Annotated in this window: 22 protein-coding genes; 11 read left to right on the top strand and 11 right to left on the bottom strand. The window is 71.3% G+C overall.

Annotated elements, in window-relative coordinates:
- Positions 1-45: 45 nt before the first annotated feature.
- Positions 46-633 carry a hypothetical protein gene (locus tag ACH4U8_RS02860; RefSeq protein WP_360310320.1) on the top strand — a complete coding sequence of 196 codons (588 nt, stop codon included), beginning with the start codon at positions 46-48 and terminating at the stop codon, positions 631-633.
- Positions 630-1,796: a PrsW family intramembrane metalloprotease gene (locus ACH4U8_RS02855; protein ID WP_379991443.1), complete on the top strand. Its 1,167-nt coding sequence runs from the start codon at positions 630-632 to the stop codon at positions 1,794-1,796. The genes ACH4U8_RS02860 and ACH4U8_RS02855 overlap by 4 nt, the downstream gene beginning before the upstream one ends.
- 349 nt (positions 1,797-2,145) lie before the next feature.
- On the opposite strand, the gene trxA is transcribed toward ACH4U8_RS02855, so the two are convergent.
- Positions 2,146-2,517 (bottom strand): thioredoxin, encoded by a 372-nt coding sequence (gene trxA, locus ACH4U8_RS02850; protein ID WP_360310316.1) that lies wholly within the window; start codon positions 2,515-2,517, stop codon positions 2,146-2,148.
- A gap of 272 nt (positions 2,518-2,789) precedes the next feature.
- On the opposite strand from trxA, the gene ACH4U8_RS02845 reads away from it, so the two are divergent.
- Positions 2,790-3,050, top strand: a complete 261-nt coding sequence (locus ACH4U8_RS02845) for a hypothetical protein (protein ID WP_020554669.1) — start codon at positions 2,790-2,792, stop codon at positions 3,048-3,050.
- A gap of 122 nt (positions 3,051-3,172) precedes the next feature.
- On the opposite strand, the gene ACH4U8_RS02840 is transcribed toward ACH4U8_RS02845, so the two are convergent.
- The 4 genes from ACH4U8_RS02840 to ACH4U8_RS02825 all read right to left on the bottom strand — a co-directional run bounded on the left by ACH4U8_RS02840 (position 3,173) and on the right by ACH4U8_RS02825 (position 5,855).
- Positions 3,173-4,033 carry a hypothetical protein gene (locus ACH4U8_RS02840; protein WP_395775636.1) on the bottom strand — a complete coding sequence of 287 codons (861 nt, stop codon included), beginning with the start codon at positions 4,031-4,033 and terminating at the stop codon, positions 3,173-3,175.
- A 129-nt stretch (positions 4,034-4,162) separates the two neighbouring features.
- The gene (locus tag ACH4U8_RS02835; protein WP_360310312.1) at positions 4,163-4,975 is read right to left on the bottom strand and encodes a serine hydrolase domain-containing protein; all 813 of its coding nucleotides are present in this window, start codon (positions 4,973-4,975) and stop codon (positions 4,163-4,165) included.
- An 11-nt stretch (positions 4,976-4,986) separates the two neighbouring features.
- The gene (locus tag ACH4U8_RS02830) at positions 4,987-5,520 is read right to left on the bottom strand and encodes a hypothetical protein (RefSeq protein ID WP_379991441.1); all 534 of its coding nucleotides are present in this window, start codon (positions 5,518-5,520) and stop codon (positions 4,987-4,989) included.
- Between the two features lie 29 nt (positions 5,521-5,549).
- Complete coding sequence (locus tag ACH4U8_RS02825; RefSeq protein WP_395775635.1) at positions 5,550-5,855, bottom strand: GNAT family N-acetyltransferase; 306 nt, start codon at positions 5,853-5,855, stop codon at positions 5,550-5,552.
- Between the two features lie 226 nt (positions 5,856-6,081).
- Between ACH4U8_RS02825 and ACH4U8_RS02820 the strand changes: the two genes are divergently transcribed.
- On the top strand, positions 6,082-6,903 hold the full coding sequence (locus tag ACH4U8_RS02820; protein ID WP_360310306.1) for an SDR family oxidoreductase: 822 nt from the start codon (positions 6,082-6,084) through the stop codon (positions 6,901-6,903).
- Between the two features lie 217 nt (positions 6,904-7,120).
- On the top strand, positions 7,121-7,765 hold the full coding sequence (locus ACH4U8_RS02815; RefSeq protein WP_360310304.1) for a restriction endonuclease: 645 nt from the start codon (positions 7,121-7,123) through the stop codon (positions 7,763-7,765).
- A gap of 82 nt (positions 7,766-7,847) precedes the next feature.
- On the opposite strand, the gene ACH4U8_RS02810 is transcribed toward ACH4U8_RS02815, so the two are convergent.
- Both ACH4U8_RS02810 and ACH4U8_RS02805 read right to left on the bottom strand, forming a co-directional pair.
- Positions 7,848-8,051 (bottom strand): zinc ribbon domain-containing protein, encoded by a 204-nt coding sequence (locus ACH4U8_RS02810; RefSeq protein WP_395775634.1) that lies wholly within the window; start codon positions 8,049-8,051, stop codon positions 7,848-7,850.
- A gap of 41 nt (positions 8,052-8,092) precedes the next feature.
- On the bottom strand, positions 8,093-8,413 hold the full coding sequence (locus ACH4U8_RS02805; RefSeq protein WP_360310300.1) for an antibiotic biosynthesis monooxygenase: 321 nt from the start codon (positions 8,411-8,413) through the stop codon (positions 8,093-8,095).
- 215 nt (positions 8,414-8,628) lie between these two features.
- Between ACH4U8_RS02805 and ACH4U8_RS02800 the strand changes: the two genes are divergently transcribed.
- Positions 8,629-8,907 carry a hypothetical protein gene (locus ACH4U8_RS02800; protein ID WP_395775633.1) on the top strand — a complete coding sequence of 93 codons (279 nt, stop codon included), beginning with the start codon at positions 8,629-8,631 and terminating at the stop codon, positions 8,905-8,907.
- A 64-nt stretch (positions 8,908-8,971) separates the two neighbouring features.
- Here ACH4U8_RS02800 and ACH4U8_RS02795 read toward each other — a convergent pair whose 3' ends face one another.
- On the bottom strand, positions 8,972-11,266 hold the full coding sequence (locus ACH4U8_RS02795) for a collagenase (RefSeq protein WP_395775632.1): 2,295 nt from the start codon (positions 11,264-11,266) through the stop codon (positions 8,972-8,974).
- A gap of 332 nt (positions 11,267-11,598) precedes the next feature.
- Here ACH4U8_RS02795 and adh point away from each other — a divergent pair, with 332 nt between their 5' ends.
- Both adh and ACH4U8_RS02785 read left to right on the top strand, forming a co-directional pair.
- Entirely contained in the window at positions 11,599-13,116 is a 1,518-nt protein-coding gene (gene adh, locus ACH4U8_RS02790; protein ID WP_360310294.1) for an aldehyde dehydrogenase, read from the top strand.
- On the top strand, positions 13,116-13,547 hold the full coding sequence (locus ACH4U8_RS02785) for a DUF779 domain-containing protein (protein ID WP_360310292.1): 432 nt from the start codon (positions 13,116-13,118) through the stop codon (positions 13,545-13,547). The genes adh and ACH4U8_RS02785 overlap by 1 nt, the downstream gene beginning before the upstream one ends.
- A 60-nt stretch (positions 13,548-13,607) precedes the next feature.
- Here the strand turns inward: ACH4U8_RS02785 and ACH4U8_RS02780 are convergent, their stop codons facing one another.
- Positions 13,608-14,939 carry a prenyltransferase/squalene oxidase repeat-containing protein gene (locus ACH4U8_RS02780; protein ID WP_395775631.1) on the bottom strand — a complete coding sequence of 444 codons (1,332 nt, stop codon included), beginning with the start codon at positions 14,937-14,939 and terminating at the stop codon, positions 13,608-13,610.
- 114 nt (positions 14,940-15,053) lie between these two features.
- A complete protein-coding gene (locus tag ACH4U8_RS02775; RefSeq protein WP_395775630.1) occupies positions 15,054-16,094 on the bottom strand; it encodes an MBL fold metallo-hydrolase in 1,041 nt (346 codons plus the stop codon).
- Positions 16,095-16,405: 311 nt separating this feature from the next.
- Between ACH4U8_RS02775 and ACH4U8_RS02770 the strand changes: the two genes are divergently transcribed.
- The gene (locus ACH4U8_RS02770; RefSeq protein ID WP_360310286.1) at positions 16,406-17,869 is read left to right on the top strand and encodes an aldehyde dehydrogenase; all 1,464 of its coding nucleotides are present in this window, start codon (positions 16,406-16,408) and stop codon (positions 17,867-17,869) included.
- An 81-nt stretch (positions 17,870-17,950) separates the two neighbouring features.
- A complete protein-coding gene (locus ACH4U8_RS02765) occupies positions 17,951-18,181 on the top strand; it encodes a ferredoxin (RefSeq protein ID WP_380017961.1) in 231 nt (76 codons plus the stop codon).
- A 54-nt stretch (positions 18,182-18,235) separates the two neighbouring features.
- Here ACH4U8_RS02765 and ACH4U8_RS02760 read toward each other — a convergent pair whose 3' ends face one another.
- A complete protein-coding gene (locus tag ACH4U8_RS02760; protein ID WP_360310283.1) occupies positions 18,236-18,841 on the bottom strand; it encodes a TetR family transcriptional regulator in 606 nt (201 codons plus the stop codon).
- A gap of 197 nt (positions 18,842-19,038) precedes the next feature.
- On the opposite strand from ACH4U8_RS02760, the gene ACH4U8_RS02755 reads away from it, so the two are divergent.
- Entirely contained in the window at positions 19,039-20,454 is a 1,416-nt protein-coding gene (locus ACH4U8_RS02755; protein ID WP_360310482.1) for a glycosyltransferase family 4 protein, read from the top strand.
- The last annotated feature ends 35 nt before the right edge of the window (positions 20,455-20,489 follow it).

Raw genomic sequence — 20,489 nt, 5'->3', positions numbered from 1 at the left:
GATGTTCGTCGGGCGGAATCGGGGGGCCCGTCGGACGTTGGAGACATGACCGACGCCCGCATGCGTTCCGGGCCGCGGCGGGCTCGTTGGTGGGGGCCGCTCGCGGTTGCCGCCGTGTTGGTACTGCTCGCCGGCGGGTGGCCGCTGATCGGGTCGTGGATCTCCGGGGACGAGCGGATCACGACGGGCACGGTGTTCCGGGTCGGGCCGGACGGGCACCGCGCGTGGTTTCGGGTCGGCTCCGGGTGGACGTTGGACCAGGCGGCGACCACGCCCTCGCGGGTGTTCGTACTGCGGCACGGCGACGTGGACCTGTCGATCGCGTACATCTCACTGCCCCGGGCCGAGGACGCGGACGCGTTGTGGAGCGGGCTGCGCAGGACGATCCGGGTCGGCGACCCGCATGCCCGGCTCGGTCCGCCGGCGCCGTTGATCGCCGACGCCGGGGCGCAGGGCATGGCCGGCACGCTGATCCGGGGCGGCGACACCGGGCGGGCGGTGATCTATCCGGGCCCCGAGGACGCGTTCGCGATCCGGCTGCTCGCGCTCGCGCCGGCACGGACCACCGACCCGCAATGGTTGCCGGTGCGGGACGTGCTGCGGTCGCTGACGTTCACCGAGGAGGCCGCGTGAGCGCTGTCCCGGTCCGGCCGGCCGGCGAGCGTCCGGCGCCGATCGCCGGGACGGTGGCGCTGCTCGGGTGCCTGTTCGGCCTCGCGGTGATCGGTTACGAGTACCTCGACGTGGTGCGGGTGTTCCCGGCGGCGGCCGCGCTCGCGGGCTTTCTGCTTCTGCTCACCCTGGGCGTGGGCTATCTGTTGCCCCGGCGGATCCGACCCGTCGTCGCGCCCGGGCACGCGGCCTCGCTCGTCTGCGTCGGCTGGGGGATGACCGCCGCGACCGGGTGCGCGATCCCGGCCAACAGCGGGCTCGGCGGGATCTGGGCCAAGACCCTGGGCGTCGACTTCGCCGACGCGTGGGGCGCCGCGTCGACCGCGCCGTTCAACGAGGAGACGCTCAAGGTGTGCGGCGTGTTGATGCTCGCGCTGATCGCCTCGCGCGTGATCCGCGCGCCGATCGACGGGTGGGTGTACGGGGCGCTGGTCGGCCTGGGCTTCCAGGTGGTGGAGAACCTGCTGTACGCGCTGAACGCCATCCTGTTGGACGGTGCGACCGATCCCGGCGCGTCCGTGAACGCGTCGTTCGTACTGCGCGTTGGGATCACCGGGTGGGGTTCGCACTGGGCGATGAGTGCGGTGGCCGGCACCGGTATCGGCTACCTGGTCGCCCGCGACGGTCGACCGCTCGGCCGACGGGTGGTGGTCGCGCTCGGCTGCTGGGGGACGGCGATGGGGATGCACTGGCTCTTCAACGCGCCGGTCCTGCCCGGGTGGCGCGGCACGGTGCTGAAGGTCGTGGTGAACCTGGTGATCGCGCTGTTGGTCTACCGCTCCGCCCGCCGGCACTATCTGGCCCGGTTCCGCGAGGTGGCCGCCGAGGAGGCGGCGACCGGTGCGATCCGCCCGGAGGAGGCCGCGTTGTTGCCGCGCCGACGCGGTCGCCGACAGGCCCGGGGCGGCCCGCGTCCCCGCGCGACGCGGGTGCTGATCGGCGAGATCGAGGATGCCCAACTCGCGCTCGTGGCCGCCCGAATCGCACGCGCGGACCCGCCGTCCCGACCGCCGGCCGAGGACCTGCGCGTGGAGATCGCGACCCTGCGTTCGCACCTGCGCGGGACCCGGACCGGTGGCCGGCCGGCCGGCCCGGACGCACCCGGCGCGGCACCGGGGCCGTGAGGGTGTGCGGGGAGCCTTTGCAAGTTCGCGGCGGTGGAGTTCTACTTGAGGGAGCGAGAGGGGTCCGATACGGATAGACGCGGAGGAGCGGTCGAGATCGGGCCGCGCACCGCGCAATCAGGATCCGCGAGAAGTGGATGGGCCCCTCTCGACCGCCTCGTCGTGCGTCGTGGTTGTGCGGCCGGGCGGGTCGGTGACCCGGTTCGACGACTCGGTCACCTGGAGCAGGCGACACGGAAGCCCGCCGGACATCGGTCCGACGGGCTTCCGGGTTGTCGGCGATTTACTTGTCCGCGCTGTTACGGACCCACTGCCGCGGGCCGCCACCGGCGCGGCCGGGGCGCGAGGGTCAGCCCTGGGCGGCTATCTTGCGCTTGACCTCGTCCATGTCCAGGCCCTGCGCCTGCTTGATCAGGTCGACGAGTGCGGCCTCCGGGAGCGCGCCCGGCTGCGAGAACACCACGACGCCGTCCCGGACCAGCATCACGGTCGGGATGGACTGGATCGAGAACGCCTGCGCGAGATCGGTTTCCGCCTCGGTGTCCACCTTGGCGAACACCACGTCGGGGGTCGCCTCCGAGACCTTTTCGAAGGTCGGCGCGAACGACCGGCAGGGCCCGCACCACGACGCCCAGAAATCGAGCACGGTCAGCCCGTCGCCGGATACGACCTCTTCGAAGTTCTCCTTGGTCAGTGCGACCGTGGCCATGCGTCCTCCCAAACGTTCGTGCCCCGTGTGTTGCCTGTCCGGCGGTACGTGCCTGTCAACAGGCGCGGGGGCGCGGGCATTCCTGGACTCCTTCCCCGGCTCGACCGAGCGACTCCGGGAGCGGGTCACGAGTCGGCGCCGAGGCGGCGGGGTCCGTCGGGAGCTGCCGGGGCCGCGGACGATACGGCTGTGTACGCCCCGTGATCCCAGCCGTCACACCCGCACCATAGGCTTGTTCGGACCGGTGCCGAACGCCGGTTTCCGTGCAGCCGAGGAGTCCCGCCATGCGCTACACCCGCCGCAGCGTCGTCAGTCTCGCCCCGGCCGAACCCGGCTGGGACGTCGAGGTGACCAAGGCCGGCGAAGAGGCCGTTCTGTGCCCCGTCATCGGCTGGGCCATCGTCGTGCTCGACACCAGCGCCGAGGGGCTGACCGAGACCGCGATCGAGCCCGCGTTCGTCTACGACGGTGCCGTGTACACCCCGGCCGAACTGGCGCACTCGATCGGTGAGCTGGACTACCAGATCATCGAACCCGAGGAGTGATCGGGCCGCGATCGGGCGCCGCCCGGTCGTGGTGTCTCGGCTCGGATCGGCTCGGATCGGCTCGGATCGGCTCCCGTCGCACGGTCGGCGGGAGCCGTCGGCCTGTGGTGGCTCGCCCGGCCCTACGGATTCGACTCGTCGGGCGGGTGGGCGTCGTCGGGCTCGCCCTCGGCGAATCGGGACAGGGCGATCGCGCCGGCCACGGCCAGCACGAAGCCGGCCAGGGCGAGCGGGACGTACGGGCCGGGGCGGCTGTGGTCGCCGAGGAAGAGCAGGCCGACGCCGGCGGGCAGCACGGTCTCGCCGACCACGAGTGCGGCGGCCACCGAGGTGACCGCGCCGCTCTGCAGCGCGACCGTGTACAGCAGGAAGGTCAGTGCGGCGCCCAGGAGCAGCGCGTAGGCGGCCGGGTCGCGAAGCAGCGCGGCCGGGGACAGGTCGGTGAGCACGCGCGTGGCCAGCGCGATCAGGCCGAAGCCGAGTCCGGAGAGCAGGCCGAGCAGGCGTGAGCGCCAGGGTTCGCCCGCTCGCGCGCAGCCCCACCCGGCCAGGCCCAGCAGCGCGACGCAGCCCAGGAGCGACCAGCGGAAGGCGGCGTGGGTGTGTGCGGGCCCCTCGTGTCCCGCGGAGACGCCGAGCAGGGCCAGGCCCGCGCAGACGGCGGCGACGGCGCCCCACTCGCGGCTGTGCAATCGGGCGCCCAGGACCGGGACGGCCAGCACCGCGGTGACCGCGAGGTTGGCCGACTGGGCGGCCTCGACGGCGAAGATCGGCAGCTCGCGCAGTGCGACGAACTGGCAGACGTACCCGGCCAGATCGAGTCCGATGCCGAGGACGAAGGGCCATTGCCCCAGGGCCCGGACCAGGACCCTGGGGTCGAGCCCGCTCGTGCTCGCGGTGCGCCGCGCGCCCAGGGCCTGGAATACGGTCGCGACGCCGTAACAGAGCGCGGCGGCGAGCGCCGCGAGCACGGAGAACAACACGGTTCGACGGTATGCGCCGCCGGGTCCGGGTCGGCGCAGGACGGGCGGGGCGAAGGGGTGACTCGGCGTGCGGCCGCCGCCGCGCAGCGAACTGCCGCTCCGGGACGCCCGGTTGGCCGGATCGGCGGATCAGCGCAGTTCGGCGACCACGGCGTCGTTGAGCACCGGCCAGACCTGGGCGGCCCACGGGCCGAACTCGCGGTCCGTCAGGCACACACAGGCCGCGTCCAGCTCCGGGTCCACCCACAGGAACGTGCCGCACGCGCCGAAGTGGCCATAGGTCGCGGGCGAGTTGGTGGTCCCGGTCCAGTGTGGCGACTTGTGGCCGCGGATCTCGAAGCCCAGCCCCCAGTCGTTGGGCCGCCGGGTGCCGTAGCCCGGCAGTACGCCGTCCAGGCCGGGGAAGACCACACCGGTGGCCTCGCGCACCGTCTCCGGGGCGAGCAGGCGCGGGGCGAGCAGCTCGGCCGCGAACCGGCTCAGGTCGCGCACGGTGGAGATGCCGCCGGCCGCGGGGGAGTCGCCGATCGTGGTCTCGGTCATGCCCAGCGGCGCGAAGACCGCCTGGCGGACGTACTCGCCGAACGGGATGTCGCACGCCTTCTCGATGGTGGCCCCGAGCAGGTTGAAGCCGGTGTTCGAGTAGATGCGCTTGCGACCGGGCCCGGCGAGGACGCGGTCCTCGTCGAAGGCCAGGCCCGAGGTGTGCGCCTGGAGGTGGCGGATCGTGGACCCCGGTGGTCCGGCCGCGTCGCCGGGATCGATCGCGCCCTCCTCGATCGCGGCGAGCGCCGCGTACGCGGTGAGCAACTTGGTCACCGAGGCGAGTCGGAACGGCTCGTCCACCGGGCCGTGCTCACCCTTGACCACCCCGTCCCGGGTGATCACGGCGGCAGCGGCCTTCCCGACGGGCCAGGTGTCGATCATGCGCAGGCTGTTCACGGGAGTCGAGCCTACGGTGAGCCCACGCGGGCGCCCAACCGAGGGAGCAGATCATGCATCAGGGCGGCCAGTTCGTGCGCACACGCGACGAAATCGGCGACCTCGCCGCCGCCCGGGTCGACCACGTCCTCCCAGTCCGGTTCGAGTTCGACCGAGGCGAGGTCGAGCCCGGCGAGCCGAGGGGCCAGGGGTCGGTCCGTCGGGCCGGCGGCGGGCAGGTCGCGGACCAGGCGTTTGAGCGTCGCGGTGCGGGCGGCGCCGTGCGGGTGGTGCCGACGGATGTACTGGACCTGTTGGTACTCCTGGGTGATCACCAGGTCGGCGGCGGCCACGTGCGCGTCGGTGAGTTGGGTGCTGCGGTGTCCGGGCGCCCGCAGGCCCAGTTCGGCCAGGGCGCTGCGGGTGCGCCAACTGATCGCCAGGCCCTCGACCACGAAGGTGCCGGCCGTGGCCACCGGCCAATCGGGTCGGGCCGTCCGGGCGAGCTCGCCCGCGATCACCGAGCGGGTGGCGTTGCCGGTGCAGACGAAGAGCAGCGAGGTCATCCGCACATCATGGCCTCGTGGGTGCGGGGTCAGTCGGTGACCTTGCTCGGCGGGGCGTCGTAGACGAGGTCGAAGTAGTCGGGGTGCCTGCCGATCCAGGTCTTGACGAAGGGGCACAGCGGCAGGACCTTGCGATCGCCAGTGCGTACCCGATCGAGTGCCCCGCGGACGAGTGCGCTGCCGACGCCCTTGCCCTCGAACCTCGGGTCCACCTCCGTGTGGGTGAACACGATCAGGACGTCGGTGGTCATGTAGTCGGCGAAGCCGGCCAGGTCGCCGTCGATTCGGGCCTCGAAGCGGTTCTGTGCCGGGACGTCCTCGACCGTGATGTCCATGTGATCCCTCGTCTGCGTCGGTGTGGGGGTCGGCGGGTGCCGACCCGTCGGTCTCTCGAATCCATTCGAACGTATACCGGGGCGGGTCGCGACCGGGTCGATCGGTACCGCGTCGATCGGCACTTCGGTGATCGTTTGCCCGGGCACCGCCGTTGACCTCGTGGGCGACCTGGGAGAGCATGCGCAGATCTGACGCATCGTCATATTCGCCGAGGAGGCACCATCCATGCTTGATCCCGAACCCCTCGCCGGTCAGGTCGCGGTCGTCACCGGAGGCGGCGCGGGCATCGGCGGCGGGGTCTCCCGGCTGCTGGCCCGAGCGGGTGCGCTCGTGGTGCTGAACGACATCGACGCGGATTGGGCCGAGCAGGCCCGAAAGGACATCGAGGCGGCCGGCGGCCGGGTGCGGGTGGTGCTCGGCGACATTCGCGAGTCGGCCACCGTGGAACGGCTGCGGGACGCCGCCGCGGCGGCGGGCGGCGCGGACGTACTCGTGAACAACGTCGGCGACTATCGGCCCTCGACCACCTTCCTGCGCAGCACGGAGGAGCAGTGGCGGGCGCTGCACGCGATCAACTTCGAGCATGTGTTGCGGGTCACCCACGCGGTGCTGCCGCAGATGATCGAGCGTGGCTCGGGAAGCATCGTGAACGTGTCCACCGTCGAGGCGCTGCGGGGCATCCCGGGCTGCCCGGTGTACTCCGCCTACAACGCGGCGATCATCGCGTTCACCAAGAGCCTCGCGGTGGACGTGGCGCGCAAGGGGGTCCGGGTCAACGCGATCGCGCCGGACATGGCGAACACGCCGCAGACGACATATGAGGCGAAATTGCGGGACCGTGACCCCGAGTTGATCGGTTCGTGGGTGCCGATGGCGCGATTCGGCGAACCCGATGACTACGCGAAGGTTGTGCTCTTCCTGGCGAGTGCCGCATCGTCGTATGTGACGGGTCATCTGATCCCGGTGGACGGCGGTACGACCGCCGCGAGCGGTTGGTACGGCAAGGCGGACGGTCGCGGGTGGACCAACCTGCCGGATGGTGCGTGAGTGGCATTTCGTAGGGTGTCCGGTTGTTGTTCGGGGCGGGAACCGAGCAGGTGTCCCAAACGTCGGGACAGCAATAGGGGAACGATGGTGTGACCGACCGAGTCGGTCGCGCCGATCGGATCGGGACGGCGTGAACGACACGAGCACGACCACGAATACGACGATGAGTACGACCACGTGCACGACCGGCCGAAGCGTCACCGGGGGGACGACGGACATGGCACGTACGAGGGTGAGGGCCTACCTCAATCTGGCCATCCTGGTCGCCGGGCTCGAACTCCTCGCCGTCGGGATCTGGTTCGTCCTCGAGGGTCTTCGGTTCGACCAGTCCGACGCCATGATGGTGGTCTACGTCGCGGCCGCGGCGGTGCTCGGTTCGGTCATCTGGCTGGTCGGATATCGGCCTCGGGCCGGGGAGTCGGCCGAATATTGCGACGACACCGCGCTGCGGGACGCGAAGGCCCGCCTGGACCGGATGGACCCGACCCGGCTGGCCGAGCACGTGGCCGAACTGTGCGAGCGGGACGGGCTGGCCGAGGTCGAGACGGTGCGCGTGGTCGAGGACGCGTACGCGGTGGACATCCACGCCAGGCGCGGCGACGGCACCCCTGCCCTGCTCCGCTGCCGCAGCGCGGAGGGCCCGGGCCCGGTGGCGGGCGGGGTGGTCGAGGACTTCGTATCCGCGCTCGCCGCCGGCCCGGACACGAAGCGGCCGGGGCCACTGCTCCTGGCGACCACGGCGGGCTGCTTCTCCACCAAGGCCGAAGCCCTCGCGGCCGGCGCCGGGGTGATCCTCCTCGACCGCTCGGCCCTCGCCCACTGGGAATGCGACAAGGAGATCCCGGAGGTCCTGGCCGCGTAGGCGTGGTCCACCCGGTGGGTCCTACCGCCGGGCGGTGCCGATCGTCGAGGGCTTCGGCGCGATGTGTCGGTCGGGCCGAAGGTCAGGCGCAGCAACCTCCGCCGCAGCAGCCTCCGCCGCCCGTGCTGGGGGCGGAGGCGCCCGTTGCCACGGCGACGGTCGACAGGAGCTTTGTGCTGTCGGTGTGGCCGTCCGGGCAGGTGGCGGGGTCGTTCGCCGCCGACATCGGGCGGTTGAGTTCGTAGGTGAGTCCACAGGCGCGGCAGCGGTAGTCATAGCGAGGCATGGCGCCAAGGCTAGTACCGGGGCAGGCGTCGGCGGAGCGGGTCAGGCTTTCGGGCCGTTGCTTTGCACGACCTCGAAGGACCACAGGGCCGAGTCGGTGGAGGCGGGCTTGGGGCGCTCGGCGCCGTCGCCCTGTGCGTGGGCGGCCTGCATGTTCCCGGCCATCCACGCCTTGAAGTCCTCCTCGCTGCGCCAGCGGGTGTAGACGAGGTACTTGTCGGTCCCTTCGACCGGGCGCAGCAGCTCGAACCACTCGAAGCCGTCCTGCGAGTCCACCATCCCGGCGCGCGACGCGAATCGCTGCTCCAGGGTCTCCCGCATCTCGGCGGGTACGGTCAGCGCGTTGATCTTCACCACAGACATGACCCCAGTGTGCCCGACACGCGCCGGCGTGCCGCCCCCGCCCGGTGTGGCGCCGGCTCAAGGATCGCCGGTCATTCGGAACGGTCGTGCCAGGCCCCGGGGTTCCAGGGTGGCCATCCAAGCGACCGCCCAGGAGGGTCGGGCATCCGCGCGTCTGGGTTTGTCGCGCGAGACGTACGCTCGGAGATCCGGCTGCCGAGGAATATGCCAGAGAGGTGATTGCTCGGCTCGCACCGAAGGAGCCGGAAGGAAAATTGGTGCGCCGGGCCGCAGTCGCGCATCTCGACCTGGCCTTGATTCTGCCTGGCATCGGCAAAATCGACGAGGCGTGCGACGCAGCCCGACGCGCCATCTCCTCGCGCAGGGTCGTGCCGTCCGGCCACTGGCGGGTGCTCGAAGTCGTGAAGGTGGTCGAGGGCCGCCGTATGCCGGAGGCCGCCGACCTCAGGGCCGCCTATGACGGCTTGAAGCAGTCCGGGACCGCCTCCACCTGATCGGGCGTGGGACGGCCCCGGGCGCGGGGTGGGCAGCGCTCGGGGCCGTCGATCGGGGGTGTGGTCAGGGGCGGAGGGGGCCTTCGCAGGTGTAGGGGGAGGTGGCGGCGAGGGTGTTGGGCCAGGGGACCGGTGGGGCGAAGTGGCAGTTCATGTCGGCGAGGTTGTTCAGGGCCGCGCCGGCGCGGGTGAGGATGAAGTAGTCGACCGTGGCGGCCATGTCCTTGTGCATGCGGCCGGGGTCGGTCGAGCCGATGTTCGCGGTGATCGAGCCCTTGCAGGTGAAGCGCGGCTGGGCTTCCCGGGTCGCGGTGCACGAGGTCGGGTCGTTGGCGGTGGCCTGGCGGAAGACCTGGCGGATGTAGTCGGGCCCGGTCGCCGAGAGTCGGGCGGTCGGGGTATACGTGGCCACCGGGACGATCAGGTTGTCCACGCCGGCGATCTGCCGGTCGAGGTAGGTGTCGAACTCGGCCTGGAAGGTCGGTCCGCTGACCCGGTCCAGGAAGGCGTCGTAGCCGGCCACGTCGTTGCCGCGCAGGTGGGTGTACATCTCGGTGAGCAGGTCGGGGTGGTCGCGGCCGAGCATCGAGAAGAACGAACCGGAGTAGGCGTAGTAGCGGAAGAAGTAGCCGTCGTCGTCGTACTCGAAGTGCAGGGTCTCGCGGACGGTGGGGCGGCTGCCGTACTTCTGCACGTCCGAGATCACCTTGGTGACCAGTGACTTGCGCAGTTTCACGCCCTGGTCACGGGTCGAGCCGGCCAGGTATTCGGCCATGCCCTCGTCGAAGGCGGTCGTCCGGTTCTCCGCGTACCAGGGTCCCTGACCGAACGAACCGGGCACCGCCCAGCGGCCGTTGAGGTAGTGGGTGTACTCGTGGCGGAACAACTCCTCCAACTGGAGGAGGGAATCACGCGGCACGACGCGCTGGTACGTGTAGAAGGTCGCGCCCTCCTCGATGTACAACCCGCCGTTGCCGGTCGAGTAGCCGTACAGGAACGGCTGGTAGGTGTGGTAGTCGGCCATGCTCGCGTAGAGCCGGACCGTCAGCTTGTGGTTCGGGTCGCCGGCGAGCGGCAGGTCGCTGCCGATCGTGCGGAAGAACTGCTCCTTGACCTGCTTGGACGCGTAGTACAACTGCTCGACGGTGGCCCGGTCGAGGGACGTGTGCACCTCGATGTCGCCCAGGTCGTAGGTGTACGTGTTCGGGAAGACCATCGCCTCGACGTCGGCCCGACACACGCCCGCGGCATGGCAACTGCCGTAGTTCTCCAGCCAGTGCGCGACCTCGCTCCACGGCACGGAGAACCGGCCGTACCAACCCTCCGTGTCGGTGAGCAGCGTGCCCAGGCCGGCCACGGTCTCCGCGGTCAGGCTCCCGATCTGCCCGAGTCGGCCGTACTCCAGCACGCCGTTGCGCAGCAGCCCCGACGTGCCCGGCGTGTTCAGGTGCCGGTAGCCGACGAATGCCTTGAGCCCGGCCCGGTACGCCGGATCGGCCTGCACGGCGGCGATGAAGCCCGCGTCGTGGTTGTAGATGCCGTGGTAGGCGATGTTCTGCGCGGCCAGCGTGGCGGCCGGGCGGTTCGGGCTCTGCCAGGCGTTGGTGGTGCCGTCCATGTCCCGGAACACCCGGGTAAGCAGCGGCAGTTGGTGCTGACGGACGCCGTCGACGTCGGCGCTGATCAGCACCTCGCGCAGCAGCGCGCCCGAGGTGGGGGTGACGTCGAACGCGTGCGGCCCGGCGCGGAAGGCGTCGGCCGCCGTGTTGATCGCCGCCACCACCGCCGGTCCGCGCAGGTCGATCGCCGGGTTGTCCCAGTCGAGATAGAGCGCGGCGTGCGTGAAGTACCAGAGTTCGTACAGGTGCGACCCGTTGGTGCCGTCGTAACCGGGCGCCAGCGCGGTGATCCGGGCCAGTACCGCCTGGAGGTGAGCCGGCGTCAGCACCCGGCCCAACTCGGGCGTATAGGTCCACAGGAAGCCGCGCAGGCAATCGGGTCCGACGTCGGCGCGGGTGAGGAAGTCGACCAGCGCCGGTGGGGACAGTGCGGAGAACTCGGCGAGGGTGCACCCCGGCACCGCGGCGGCGGTCGTGGCGCGCTGGTGCGCGGGCGGGCCGAGCGGGAGGTCCGCCGGGGACGGGCCTCGGCCGGGTGCCTCGGCGTTGCTTGCGTCGGCCGGCCCCGGACCTCGGTCGGGGCCGAGCGAGAGCGGCGAGCCGATCCGGTCGACCTCGTCGCCCGGATCGGCCGCCGTCGCCGTGTTCGCTTGCCCGACCCGCGAGTTCGCGCTCGGGACGGGGGCGGCCGAGGCCGCCGCCGGTACTGCGATCGGCAGTACCGCGACGGCCAGCGCCAAGAGGGGAACGCTTGTGGCAAACCACTTTCTCCGGCGTACGTGAGCACTCATGTACGGCCCTTCGGGGCACGGGTGGACCACGGTCGGTGGTCCACGGTGAGAACACGACGACGAGTACAATGGCATATGTCACACGTGACATCCAGATGGATACGCGTTGAATCGGCGACCGACCACTGCGCCGGAAGCGGGTATTCCCCCGGCGAACCCGTGACCGCCGGCTCCCGAGCGACTAGCGTCGGCCGCAGGCGCCCCGAGCCGCGGCACGGCCCGGGTGAATGCCGCTGATGGTCCGTCATGCCCACTGCACGGCAACGGAAGCGGAGGCTCGCGTGGTCTACAGTCAGCCCGGCCAACCGGACAGCATCGTCACCTTCGAACCCCGGTACGACAACTACATCGGGGGCAAGTGGGTGCCGCCCGTGCAGGGCCGGTACTTCGACGACATCACCCCCGTGACCGGACAGCCGTTCTGCGAGGTGGCCCGCTCCACCGCCGAGGACGTCGAACTCGCGCTGGACGCCGCACACGCCGCCGCCGACGCGTGGGGACGGACCAGCGTCACCGAGCGGTCGCTGATCCTGCTGCGGATCGCCGATCGCATCGAGCAGAACCTCGAACGCCTCGCGGTCACCGAGTCGTGGGAGAACGGCAAGCCGGTCCGCGAGACATTGGCCGCCGATCTGCCGCTGGCGATAGACCACTTCCGCTACTTCGCCGGGGTGATCCGGGCCCAGGAGGGCTCCATCTCGCAGCTCGACGAGGACACCGTCGCGTACCACTTCCACGAGCCGCTCGGCGTGGTGGCGCAGATCATCCCGTGGAACTTCCCGCTGCTGATGGCCACGTGGAAGCTCGCACCGGCGCTCGCGGCCGGGAACTGCGTGGTGCTCAAGCCCGCCGAGCAGACCCCGGTGAGCATCCTGGTGCTGATCGAACTGATCGCCGACCTGCTGCCGCCCGGCGTGCTCAACGTGATCAACGGCTTCGGCTTCGAGGCCGGCAAGCCGCTCGCGAGCAGCAACCGGGTGGCCAAGGTCGCCTTCACCGGCGAGACCACCACCGGTCGGCTCATCCTGCAGTACGCCTCGCAGAACATCATCCCGGTGACCGTCGAACTCGGCGGCAAGAGCCCGAACATCTTCTTCGCCGACGTGGCCGACCAGGACGACGACTTCTTCGACAAGGCGATCGAGGGATTCGTGATGTTCGCGCTCAACCAGGGCGAGGTCTGTACCTGTCCGTCCCGGGCGCTGATCCACGAGTCGATCTACGACCGGTTCATCGAGCGCGCGTTGGCGCGCACCAGGGCGATCGTGCAGGGCAACCCGCTCGATCCGGCGACCATGGTCGGCGCGCAGGCGTCCAACGACCAGTTGGAGAAGATCCTCTCCTACCTCGACATCGGCCGGCAGGAGGGCGCCGAGATCCTGACCGGCGGTGCGCGCAAGGTGGTCGAGGGCTTCGAGGACGGCTACTACGTCGAGCCGACCATCTTCAAGGGCAGCAACGACATGCGGATCTTCCAGGAGGAGATCTTCGGCCCGGTGGTCTCGGTGACCACCTTCCGCGACGACGCCGAGGCGCTGCGGATCGCCAACGACACGCTGTACGGCCTGGGCGCGGGCGTGTGGACCCGGGACGCGACGCGGGCCTACCGGTTCGGCCGGGAGATCAAGGCCGGCCGGGTGTGGACCAACTGCTACCACGCCTACCCCGCGCACGCGGCGTTCGGCGGCTACAAGGCGTCCGGCATGGGTCGGGAGAACCACCGGATGATGCTCGGCCACTACCAGAACACCAAGAACATGCTGGTCAGTTACTCGGCGAAGAAGCTCGGATTCTTCTGATGGACGAACCGGTGCGGACGCCGAGCGGGCCCGAGGGGTGGGCCGGTTCGGTGGAGAAGGTCGCGATCACCGCGGCCGCCGCCGACCTGGTGGCCGAACTCGCGGCCGAACACGGGCCGTTGTTGTTCCACCAGTCGGGCGGATGTTGCGACGGGTCGTCGCCGATGTGCTACCCGCGCGGGGAGTTCCTGGTCGGCGACGCCGACGTGTTGCTGGGCTGGGTCGCGGAGCAGCCGTTCTACATGTCCGCGGCGCAGTACGAGTACTGGCGGCACACCCACCTGACCGTGGACGTGGTGCCCGGGCGGGGCGGCGGATTCTCGGTCGAGGCGCCCACCGGCAGGCGATTCCTGATCCGCTCCCGGGTGTTCACCGACGACGAGGCACGCCGACTGGAGACGCACGAGGTGACGCCGGGCCGCAGGCACTGAGCGGACCCGGACACCGAAACGGGGGCGGCCCGGCCGGGCCGCCCCCGTTCCGGCAGGCGCTCAGTCCTCGCGGCGACCCCGCCGCATGCCCAGGATCAAGGTGGCGGCCAGCAGCACCGCGATCACCGCGCCCACCGTGTCCCGCAGCGTGTGGTCCTCCGGGCCGTCGATCAGATTGCTCTGATTGGTCATGTCCGCGGTCGGCGTCGCGGCCGGGCCGGTGGCCGCGAGCAGGTTCGGCAGATCCAGGCCGCCGAACGTGGTCACCGTGCGGTTCGTCGCCACGGCCGCCAGGATCAGCGACGCGAGCCGGACCGGGTCGTTGCCCGCCATCGTCTTGGCGCCGGCGGCCAGCCAGTCGGCCGCCGCGCCCGCCTCGGCCGGGTGCCCGGTCGCCGACAGCGCCTGCACCGCGGCCACCGTGGCATCGAAGTCGGTCGGCCCACCGATGTGGTTGCCGCCCGCCTTCAGCTTGGCGATCAGCCACGCCGCGCCGCCCTGCGCCGCCGCCTGCCGGTTCGGCTCGGCGCCGGGGCACACCGGCGGCGTGATCGCGATCGAGGGTGCGGGGACCGCCGGTTGGGTCCCGTAGCCGAGCGCGAGCACCGAGCGGCCACTCAGCAGCGGGTCGACCGGTGCCCCCGGGCCCGCCGCGAACGCGCCCCGGTCCGGCTCCGGCGCGGTGCAGCCCAACTGGGCGGCCCTGAGCGCGTCGGTCGGCGTGCGGCCCTGCGGCGACTTGAGCAACTCCGGCGAGCGGCCGGCGGTGACGATCGCGCTGATCGCCGCCGCCGTCGCGGTCGGATCGCCGATCGCGTTCGGACCGGGGACGGCCGCGAACGAGCCGTCCGGGAGCTGCTTGGACCGGAGCCAGTCGCCCCCTCGGGCGACCCGCGTGTCGTACGTACGCAGCGCGCGCAACGCCTCCATCGCGGTCGCCGTGGCGACGGTGTCCTCCCGATCGGCGTCGCACGGCGCGGCCGGATCGGCGCGGTAGGCGGTGAAGCCGCCGTCCGCGCACTGCTGTCCGAGCAGCCACTCGATCGCGGTCGGGGCCGGCGTGCTGTCGGTCGAGGCCAGCGCCAGGATCGCCAGCGACTGCCGGTAGACCCCGTCCGCGCTCGGATCGCTCTTCCCGTACAGCGCGGGCGGCACGGGGCCGGACTGCGCCTTGCGGGCCGGAACGGGCGAGAGCGCCACTATCGGCCGGACGGTGGACCCGGAGACGGTCGTGGGCGGCGCCGAGGCGCCCATGCCCGCCCCGAGCGCACCGCCGGGTGGCGGCGGCGTCGGCGCGGCGCCGGCCACACCCCCCGTCCAGACCGAGCACAACAGCGCCGTCGTGAGCACGGAGGCCGCCGCGGCGCGCCCGCGACGTCGGGGGGAGGGCATGCATGGCCTTTCGCTGAACGCTGTGCGGATCGCACCGCGCCCCACGGATCGCACCGCGGGGCGACTGTCGAGAGTCCTCGCCACCCTACCCGGGTGTCCCGCGGGCCCCGAGCGTCACACGGCCGTATAGCGCACGGGGTCGGCACCGGACTCGGCCGTCGCCCGCCCGCGCTTGACCAGGTGACGCAGGTGCGCGGCGGCCTCGCTGAGGGCCAGTTGCCGATTCTGCGCGCCCAATTGCGCCCACGGCCGGTTCCAGTCCATGCCCTCGGCGATCTGCCACAGGGTCAGCGACGCCGCGCGCAGCCGGGTGTGCAGTGCCGCGAGCCGCACCTCGTGCAACGCGGCCACCTCCGCCGCCCGGCCCGCGGCGTCCGCGAAGGCGTGTTCGTGCGCGGGCAGCACGCCGGTGATCGGCAACCGCGCGACACGTGTCAGCGAGGCCAGGAAGTCGCCCAGCGGGTCGGCCTCCTCGGCATCGTCGTAGAGTCCGATGTGCGGCGTGATCGAGGGCAGCAGGTGGTCGCCGGAGAGCAACCGCCCGTCGCCGCCCTCCAGGTGCAGGCAGACGTGGCCGGGCGTGTGGCCGGGCGTCCACACCGTGCGCACCGTGCGGCCGGGCACGGGCGCGAGCTCGCCGTGCACCAACTCGCGGTCCGGCACCGCGTAGTGCAGGCGCGGGCGGTTGCCGACCGCGGCGGTGCGCAGGCCGGTGAGCGCGTCCAGGGCCTCCTGCGGTGCGCCCGCGAGGGTGAGCACCTCCAGGTGGTGCCGCAGCCACGCGGCGCGCGGCGCGCTGTTGATCTGCTCGACCTGCTCGGCGTCCGCCGCGTGCAGCGCGACCCAGGCGCCGGAGACCTCGCGCACCTTCTCGGACAACCCGTGGTGGTCGGGGTGCGCGTGGGTGACCAGGACGCCGTGCACGTCCTCGATCGAGGTGCCGACCTCGACCAGGCCGTCGACGAGGGCCCGGTAGGAGACCGGGTCGTCCCAGCCCGAGTCGACCAGGACCGGTCCCGCGTCGGTTTCCAGCACATAGACGAGCGTGCAACCGAGCGGATTGTTCGGGATCGGAACCGGGACGGTCCACACTCCGTTGCCCAGATCGGCGACACGGGGAGCGGGTGGGATGGGGCGGTCGGGCGCGGTGGTCACGGGCGGCCTCCTTCTCGACGGTTCTCGAAGTGGCGCCAGCCGAAGGCCGGATGCCCGCCCGGCTTCGTTGATCACCATAGAACACGTTCTCTCATACACCACCGCACGGGTGACTTGAGGGGTCGTCAGATCGAGATCCGACACGTACGATCCTTACCTGTCAGCCGATGAGACTCCAGTCTCATTCGAGCCCCGAATGCGTTGTTCCCTCATCGGCAAACTGATATCTGTTCTAGTCAGAGTTCTGCTCATAGCCCGCAAGCCCCTGTATCGCGCAGCGTGTGTGCACGCCCGCACCGAGGAGGACCGTGATGACGGATATCGTGGAGCACAGCCAACTGGTCATCGGCGGCAAGCTGGTGGACCCGATTGGCAAGGACACGATCGAGGTCGTCTCGCCCCACACCGAAGAGGTCATCGCGCGTGTTCCGCACGCCTCGACCGCGGACGTGGACGCCGCGGTGGCCGCCGCGCGCAAGGCGTTCGAAGAGGGCCCGTGGCCGCGGATGTCGTTGGACGAGCGGATCACCATCCTGGAGAAGATCCGCGACGGCTTCATGACGCGTTCGCAGGAGATCGCCGAGGTGGTCGGCTCGCAGAACGGTTCGCCGGTCGGCTGGGGCCTGTTCGCGCAGGCCATCGGCGCCGGGATGATCTACGACACGGTGGCCAAGATCGCCCGCGACTACCAGTGGGAGGAGAAGCGGGCCGGCCTGCTCAACCCGCTGCTGATCCGCCGCGAGCCGGTCGGCGTGGTGGCCGCCGTGGTGCCGTGGAACGTCCCGCAGTTCGTCACCGCCGCCAAGTTGGCGCCGGCGATCGCGGCCGGCTGCACGATCGTGCTCAAGCCGTCCCCGGAGACCCCGCTCGACTCGTACATCCTGGCCGAGATCTGCCGGGAGGCCGGCCTCCCGGACGGCGTGCTGAGCATCGTCGCCGCCGACCGCGAGGTCAGCGAGTACCTGGTCGGCCACCCCGGCATCGACAAGGTCGCGTTCACCGGCTCGGTCGGCGCGGGCAAGCGCATCATGGAGGTCGCCGCGCGCAACCTCACCCGGGTCACCCTGGAACTGGGCGGCAAGTCGGCGGCGATCATCCTGCCGGACGCCGACCTGGAGCACACCGCCACGACGCTGCTGCCCAACTCGTACATGAACAACGGCCAGGCGTGCGTCGCGCAGACCCGCATCCTGGCGCCGCGCAGCCGCTACGACGAGATCGCCGAGCGCTTCACCGCGTGGGTCGGCGAGCTCAAGGTCGGCGACCCGATGGCGGCCGACACCCAGGTCGGCCCGCTGGTGGCCAAGCGGCAGCAGCAGCGTTCGTTCGACTACATCCGGATCGCCCAGGAGGAGGGCGCCAAGCTGCTCGCCGGCGGCGGTCGGCCCGAGGCGCTGGAGAAGGGCTGGTACGTCGAGCCCACGCTGTTCGGCGACGTGGACAACGCGATGCGGATCGCCCAGGAGGAGGTCTTCGGCCCGGTCGTCGCGCTGATCGCCTACGACGACGAGGAGCACGCGATCGCGCTGGCCAACGACTCGGACTTCGGGCTGTCCGGCAGCGTGTGGACCAACGACACCGAGAAGGGCATCGACGTCGCCCGCCGGATCCGTACCGGCACCTACTCGGTGAACACGTTCGGCCTGGACTTCTTCGGCCCGTTCGGCGGCTTCAAGAACTCCGGCATCGGCCGCGAGTTCGGCATCGAGGGCCTGGGCGCGTACACCGAGGCCAAGTCGATCGCGTTGCCCGCGGGCTACGACGCGCAGATCTGACCGTCGCCGCCGGCCCGCCCAAGCGCGGGTGGGCCGGCGGTTCCAGGCCCCGCGAGGCCGAGCCAAGAAGAGGTGTTCCTGATGGGTGATCGCTGGCGCGTCGAGGTCGACAGAGGCGTCTGTATCGGTTCGGGCATGTGCATCGGCAGCGCCCCGACCGATTTCAAGCTGGACGCGGGTCGGCAGTCGCATCCCAGGGCCGAGGAGATGGACGCCTCGGACGCGATCCTGGAGGCGGCCGAGAGCTGCCCGGTCGAGGCGATCTCGATCATCGAGGTGGGCTCGGGCAAGGTCGTTTTTCCGCCGGACTAGGCGAGGCGGCTGCGACGCCGGGGCGGGTCGGAGCGGCCCGCCCCTGGCGTGGGCTCAGTCCTCCGGGATCAGCCGGCAGACCGTTTCGATGTCGGTACGGACCTGGGCGATCGAGGCGCGGCCGTTCAGCCACGCGATCAACGACGAGTGCCACGTGTGGGTGATCACCCGGATCACCGCGAGGTCCTCGGCGGTCGGCTCGGCCGCCGGCTCGTCGCCGCTGATCGCCTCCAGGATCATCGTGGTGGTCTCCCGGCTGACGGTGTCCACCTCCGCGCCCACCGAGCGGTCCGCGAACTGGAGCGCGCGCATCATCGCCTCGGTCAGGTGCGGCTCGCGCTGCATGCCCTTGAACGCGCGCAGCAGGGTGTCCACCACCCGCTCGCGCGAGTTCGCGCTGCGCGGCGGTCGTCGGCGAAGCTGGGCGTGCAACTGGTCGAGCTGGTCGTACATGGTCGCCACGAGCAGGTGCACCTTGGACGGGAAGTACCGGTACAGCGTGCCCAGCGCGACCTCGGACAGCTCGGCGACCTCGCGCATCTGGACCGATTCGTAGCCGCCACGGGCGGCAAGCTGGGTGGTCGCCCGCAGGATCCGCCGGCGGCGCGCCTCCTGCCGCTCGGTGAGCGGCGCCCGGTCGGCCTTCGTATACGTCGTCATGTCAGCCTCTCGGTGCGCGGCGGTTCGCCGGCCGGTGTGTTACGGGTCACGCGGTGCCCGTCGCGGTGGGTACCCGGCGGTATCTTGGCTGGTCTCCGACGAGCAGTTACTGAAACTTGTTCTAGATTACGCGACTACTATGCTCCGACGAGGGCAGCGATAGGGGGCCATTCGTGATCCGGGAGACCGCAACCGCCGTGGACGCCCGGGTGGACCCGGCGCGGACCTCCCCGGAGCGACCCCTGCGAATCGCCCTGTTGGCGTATCGCGGCGATCCGTACTGCGGCGGACAGGGAGTCTACGTCCGCCACCTGTCCCGCGAACTCACCCGGCTCGGCCACGAGGTCGAGGTGATCTCCGGCCCGCCGTACGCGGTCGTGGACGAGGGCGTGAAGCTCACCACACTGCCCAGCCTGGACCTGTATCGCGACCCGGATCCGTTCCGGCTGCCCGGGTTGAAGGAATACCGCGACTGGATCGACGTCCTGGAGGTCGGCGGCATGCTGACCGCGGGCTTCCCCGAGCCGCTCACCTTCTCGCTGCGCGCGTGGCGGCACCTGGCGGCCCGGCGCGGCGAGTTCGACATCGTGCACGACAACCAGACGCTGGGCTACGGCCAACTCGCGCTGCCCCGACTCGGGTTCCCGCTGGTGACCACGATCCACCACCCGATCACGGTGGACCGCGCGCTGGAGATCGGCGAGGCCACCACGCTGCGGCGCAAGGCCACGCTGCACCGCTGGTACGGGTTCACCACCATGCAAAAGCGGGTGTCCGCGCGGCTGAGCGACGTGCTCACCGTGTCCGGCTCCTCCAAGGCGGAGATCGTCGACCACCTCGGCGTCTCGCCGAGCCGGGTCACCGTGGTCCCGGTGGGCGCCGACACCGATCGGTTCGCGCCGGACCCCGCGGTGGCCAAGGTGCCCGGCCGGATCGTCACCACCGCGAGCGCGGACGTCCCCCTCAAGGGCCTGATCCACCTGGTCGAGGCGCTCGCCAAGCTGCGCGCCGACCACGACCACGTCGAACTCGTGGTGGTCGGCCGTCCCAAGGGGGACGGGCCGGTGCTGCGTGCGATCGACCGGCTGGGCCTGACTTCGGCGATCCGGTTCGTGTCCGGACTCACCGACGACGAACTGGTCGACCTGATCCGCAGCGCCGAGGTCGCCTGCGTGCCCTCCCTCTACGAGGGCTTCTCGCTGCCCGCCGCCGAGGCGATGGCCTGCGGGACCGCGCTCGTGGCCAGCACCGGCGGCGCGATCCCCGAGGTCGCCGGCCCGGACGGGGAGACCTGCCTCGCGGTGCCGCCGGGCGACCCGGAGGCCCTGCGCGCCGCACTCACCCGGTTGCTGGAGGACCCCGAACTGCGCGCCCGACTGGCCGAGGCGGGCCGGGCCCGGGTGCTGGAGCGGTTCACCTGGCGCAACACGGCAGTGCGTACCGTGGAGAGCTACCGGGCCGCACTCGCGGCCGGTCCCACCGCGCCGACCACGGCCGGCCCCGGTAGACGCGGGCTCACCGAACGGGCGAGCGATGTACTGCTCGGCCGCTCGCCGTTCGGCCGCCGGCTGCCGCCGCCCGCGTCGCACGGCGTCGGATCCGCAAACCGCTGACCACAGCCCATCCCCGCCGGCCGCCCCCGCAACCG

The organism is Embleya sp. NPDC020886 (assembly GCF_044333915.1).
Lineage (GTDB): Bacteria > Actinomycetota > Actinomycetes > Streptomycetales > Streptomycetaceae > Embleya.
This window is presented reverse-complemented; position numbering and strand designations above follow the sequence as displayed.

Coding starts and splice junctions, on each gene's coding strand:
- ACH4U8_RS02860 (WP_360310320.1), top strand. CDS start 46: ATGACCGACGCCCGCATGCGTTCCGGGCCGCGGCGGGCTCGTTGGTGG.
- ACH4U8_RS02845 (WP_020554669.1), top strand. CDS start 2,790: ATGCGCTACACCCGCCGCAGCGTCGTCAGTCTCGCCCCGGCCGAACCC.
- ACH4U8_RS02830 (WP_379991441.1), bottom strand. CDS start 5,520: ATGACCTCGCTGCTCTTCGTCTGCACCGGCAACGCCACCCGCTCGGTG.
- ACH4U8_RS02825 (WP_395775635.1), bottom strand. CDS start 5,855: ATGGACATCACGGTCGAGGACGTCCCGGCACAGAACCGCTTCGAGGCC.
- ACH4U8_RS02820 (WP_360310306.1), top strand. CDS start 6,082: ATGCTTGATCCCGAACCCCTCGCCGGTCAGGTCGCGGTCGTCACCGGA.
- ACH4U8_RS02815 (WP_360310304.1), top strand. CDS start 7,121: ATGGCACGTACGAGGGTGAGGGCCTACCTCAATCTGGCCATCCTGGTC.
- ACH4U8_RS02810 (WP_395775634.1), bottom strand. CDS start 8,051: ATGCCTCGCTATGACTACCGCTGCCGCGCCTGTGGACTCACCTACGAA.
- ACH4U8_RS02805 (WP_360310300.1), bottom strand. CDS start 8,413: ATGTCTGTGGTGAAGATCAACGCGCTGACCGTACCCGCCGAGATGCGG.
- ACH4U8_RS02785 (WP_360310292.1), top strand. CDS start 13,116: ATGGACGAACCGGTGCGGACGCCGAGCGGGCCCGAGGGGTGGGCCGGT.
- ACH4U8_RS02780 (WP_395775631.1), bottom strand. CDS start 14,939: ATGCCCTCCCCCCGACGTCGCGGGCGCGCCGCGGCGGCCTCCGTGCTC.
- ACH4U8_RS02770 (WP_360310286.1), top strand. CDS start 16,406: ATGACGGATATCGTGGAGCACAGCCAACTGGTCATCGGCGGCAAGCTG.
- ACH4U8_RS02765 (WP_380017961.1), top strand. CDS start 17,951: ATGGGTGATCGCTGGCGCGTCGAGGTCGACAGAGGCGTCTGTATCGGT.
- ACH4U8_RS02760 (WP_360310283.1), bottom strand. CDS start 18,841: ATGACGACGTATACGAAGGCCGACCGGGCGCCGCTCACCGAGCGGCAG.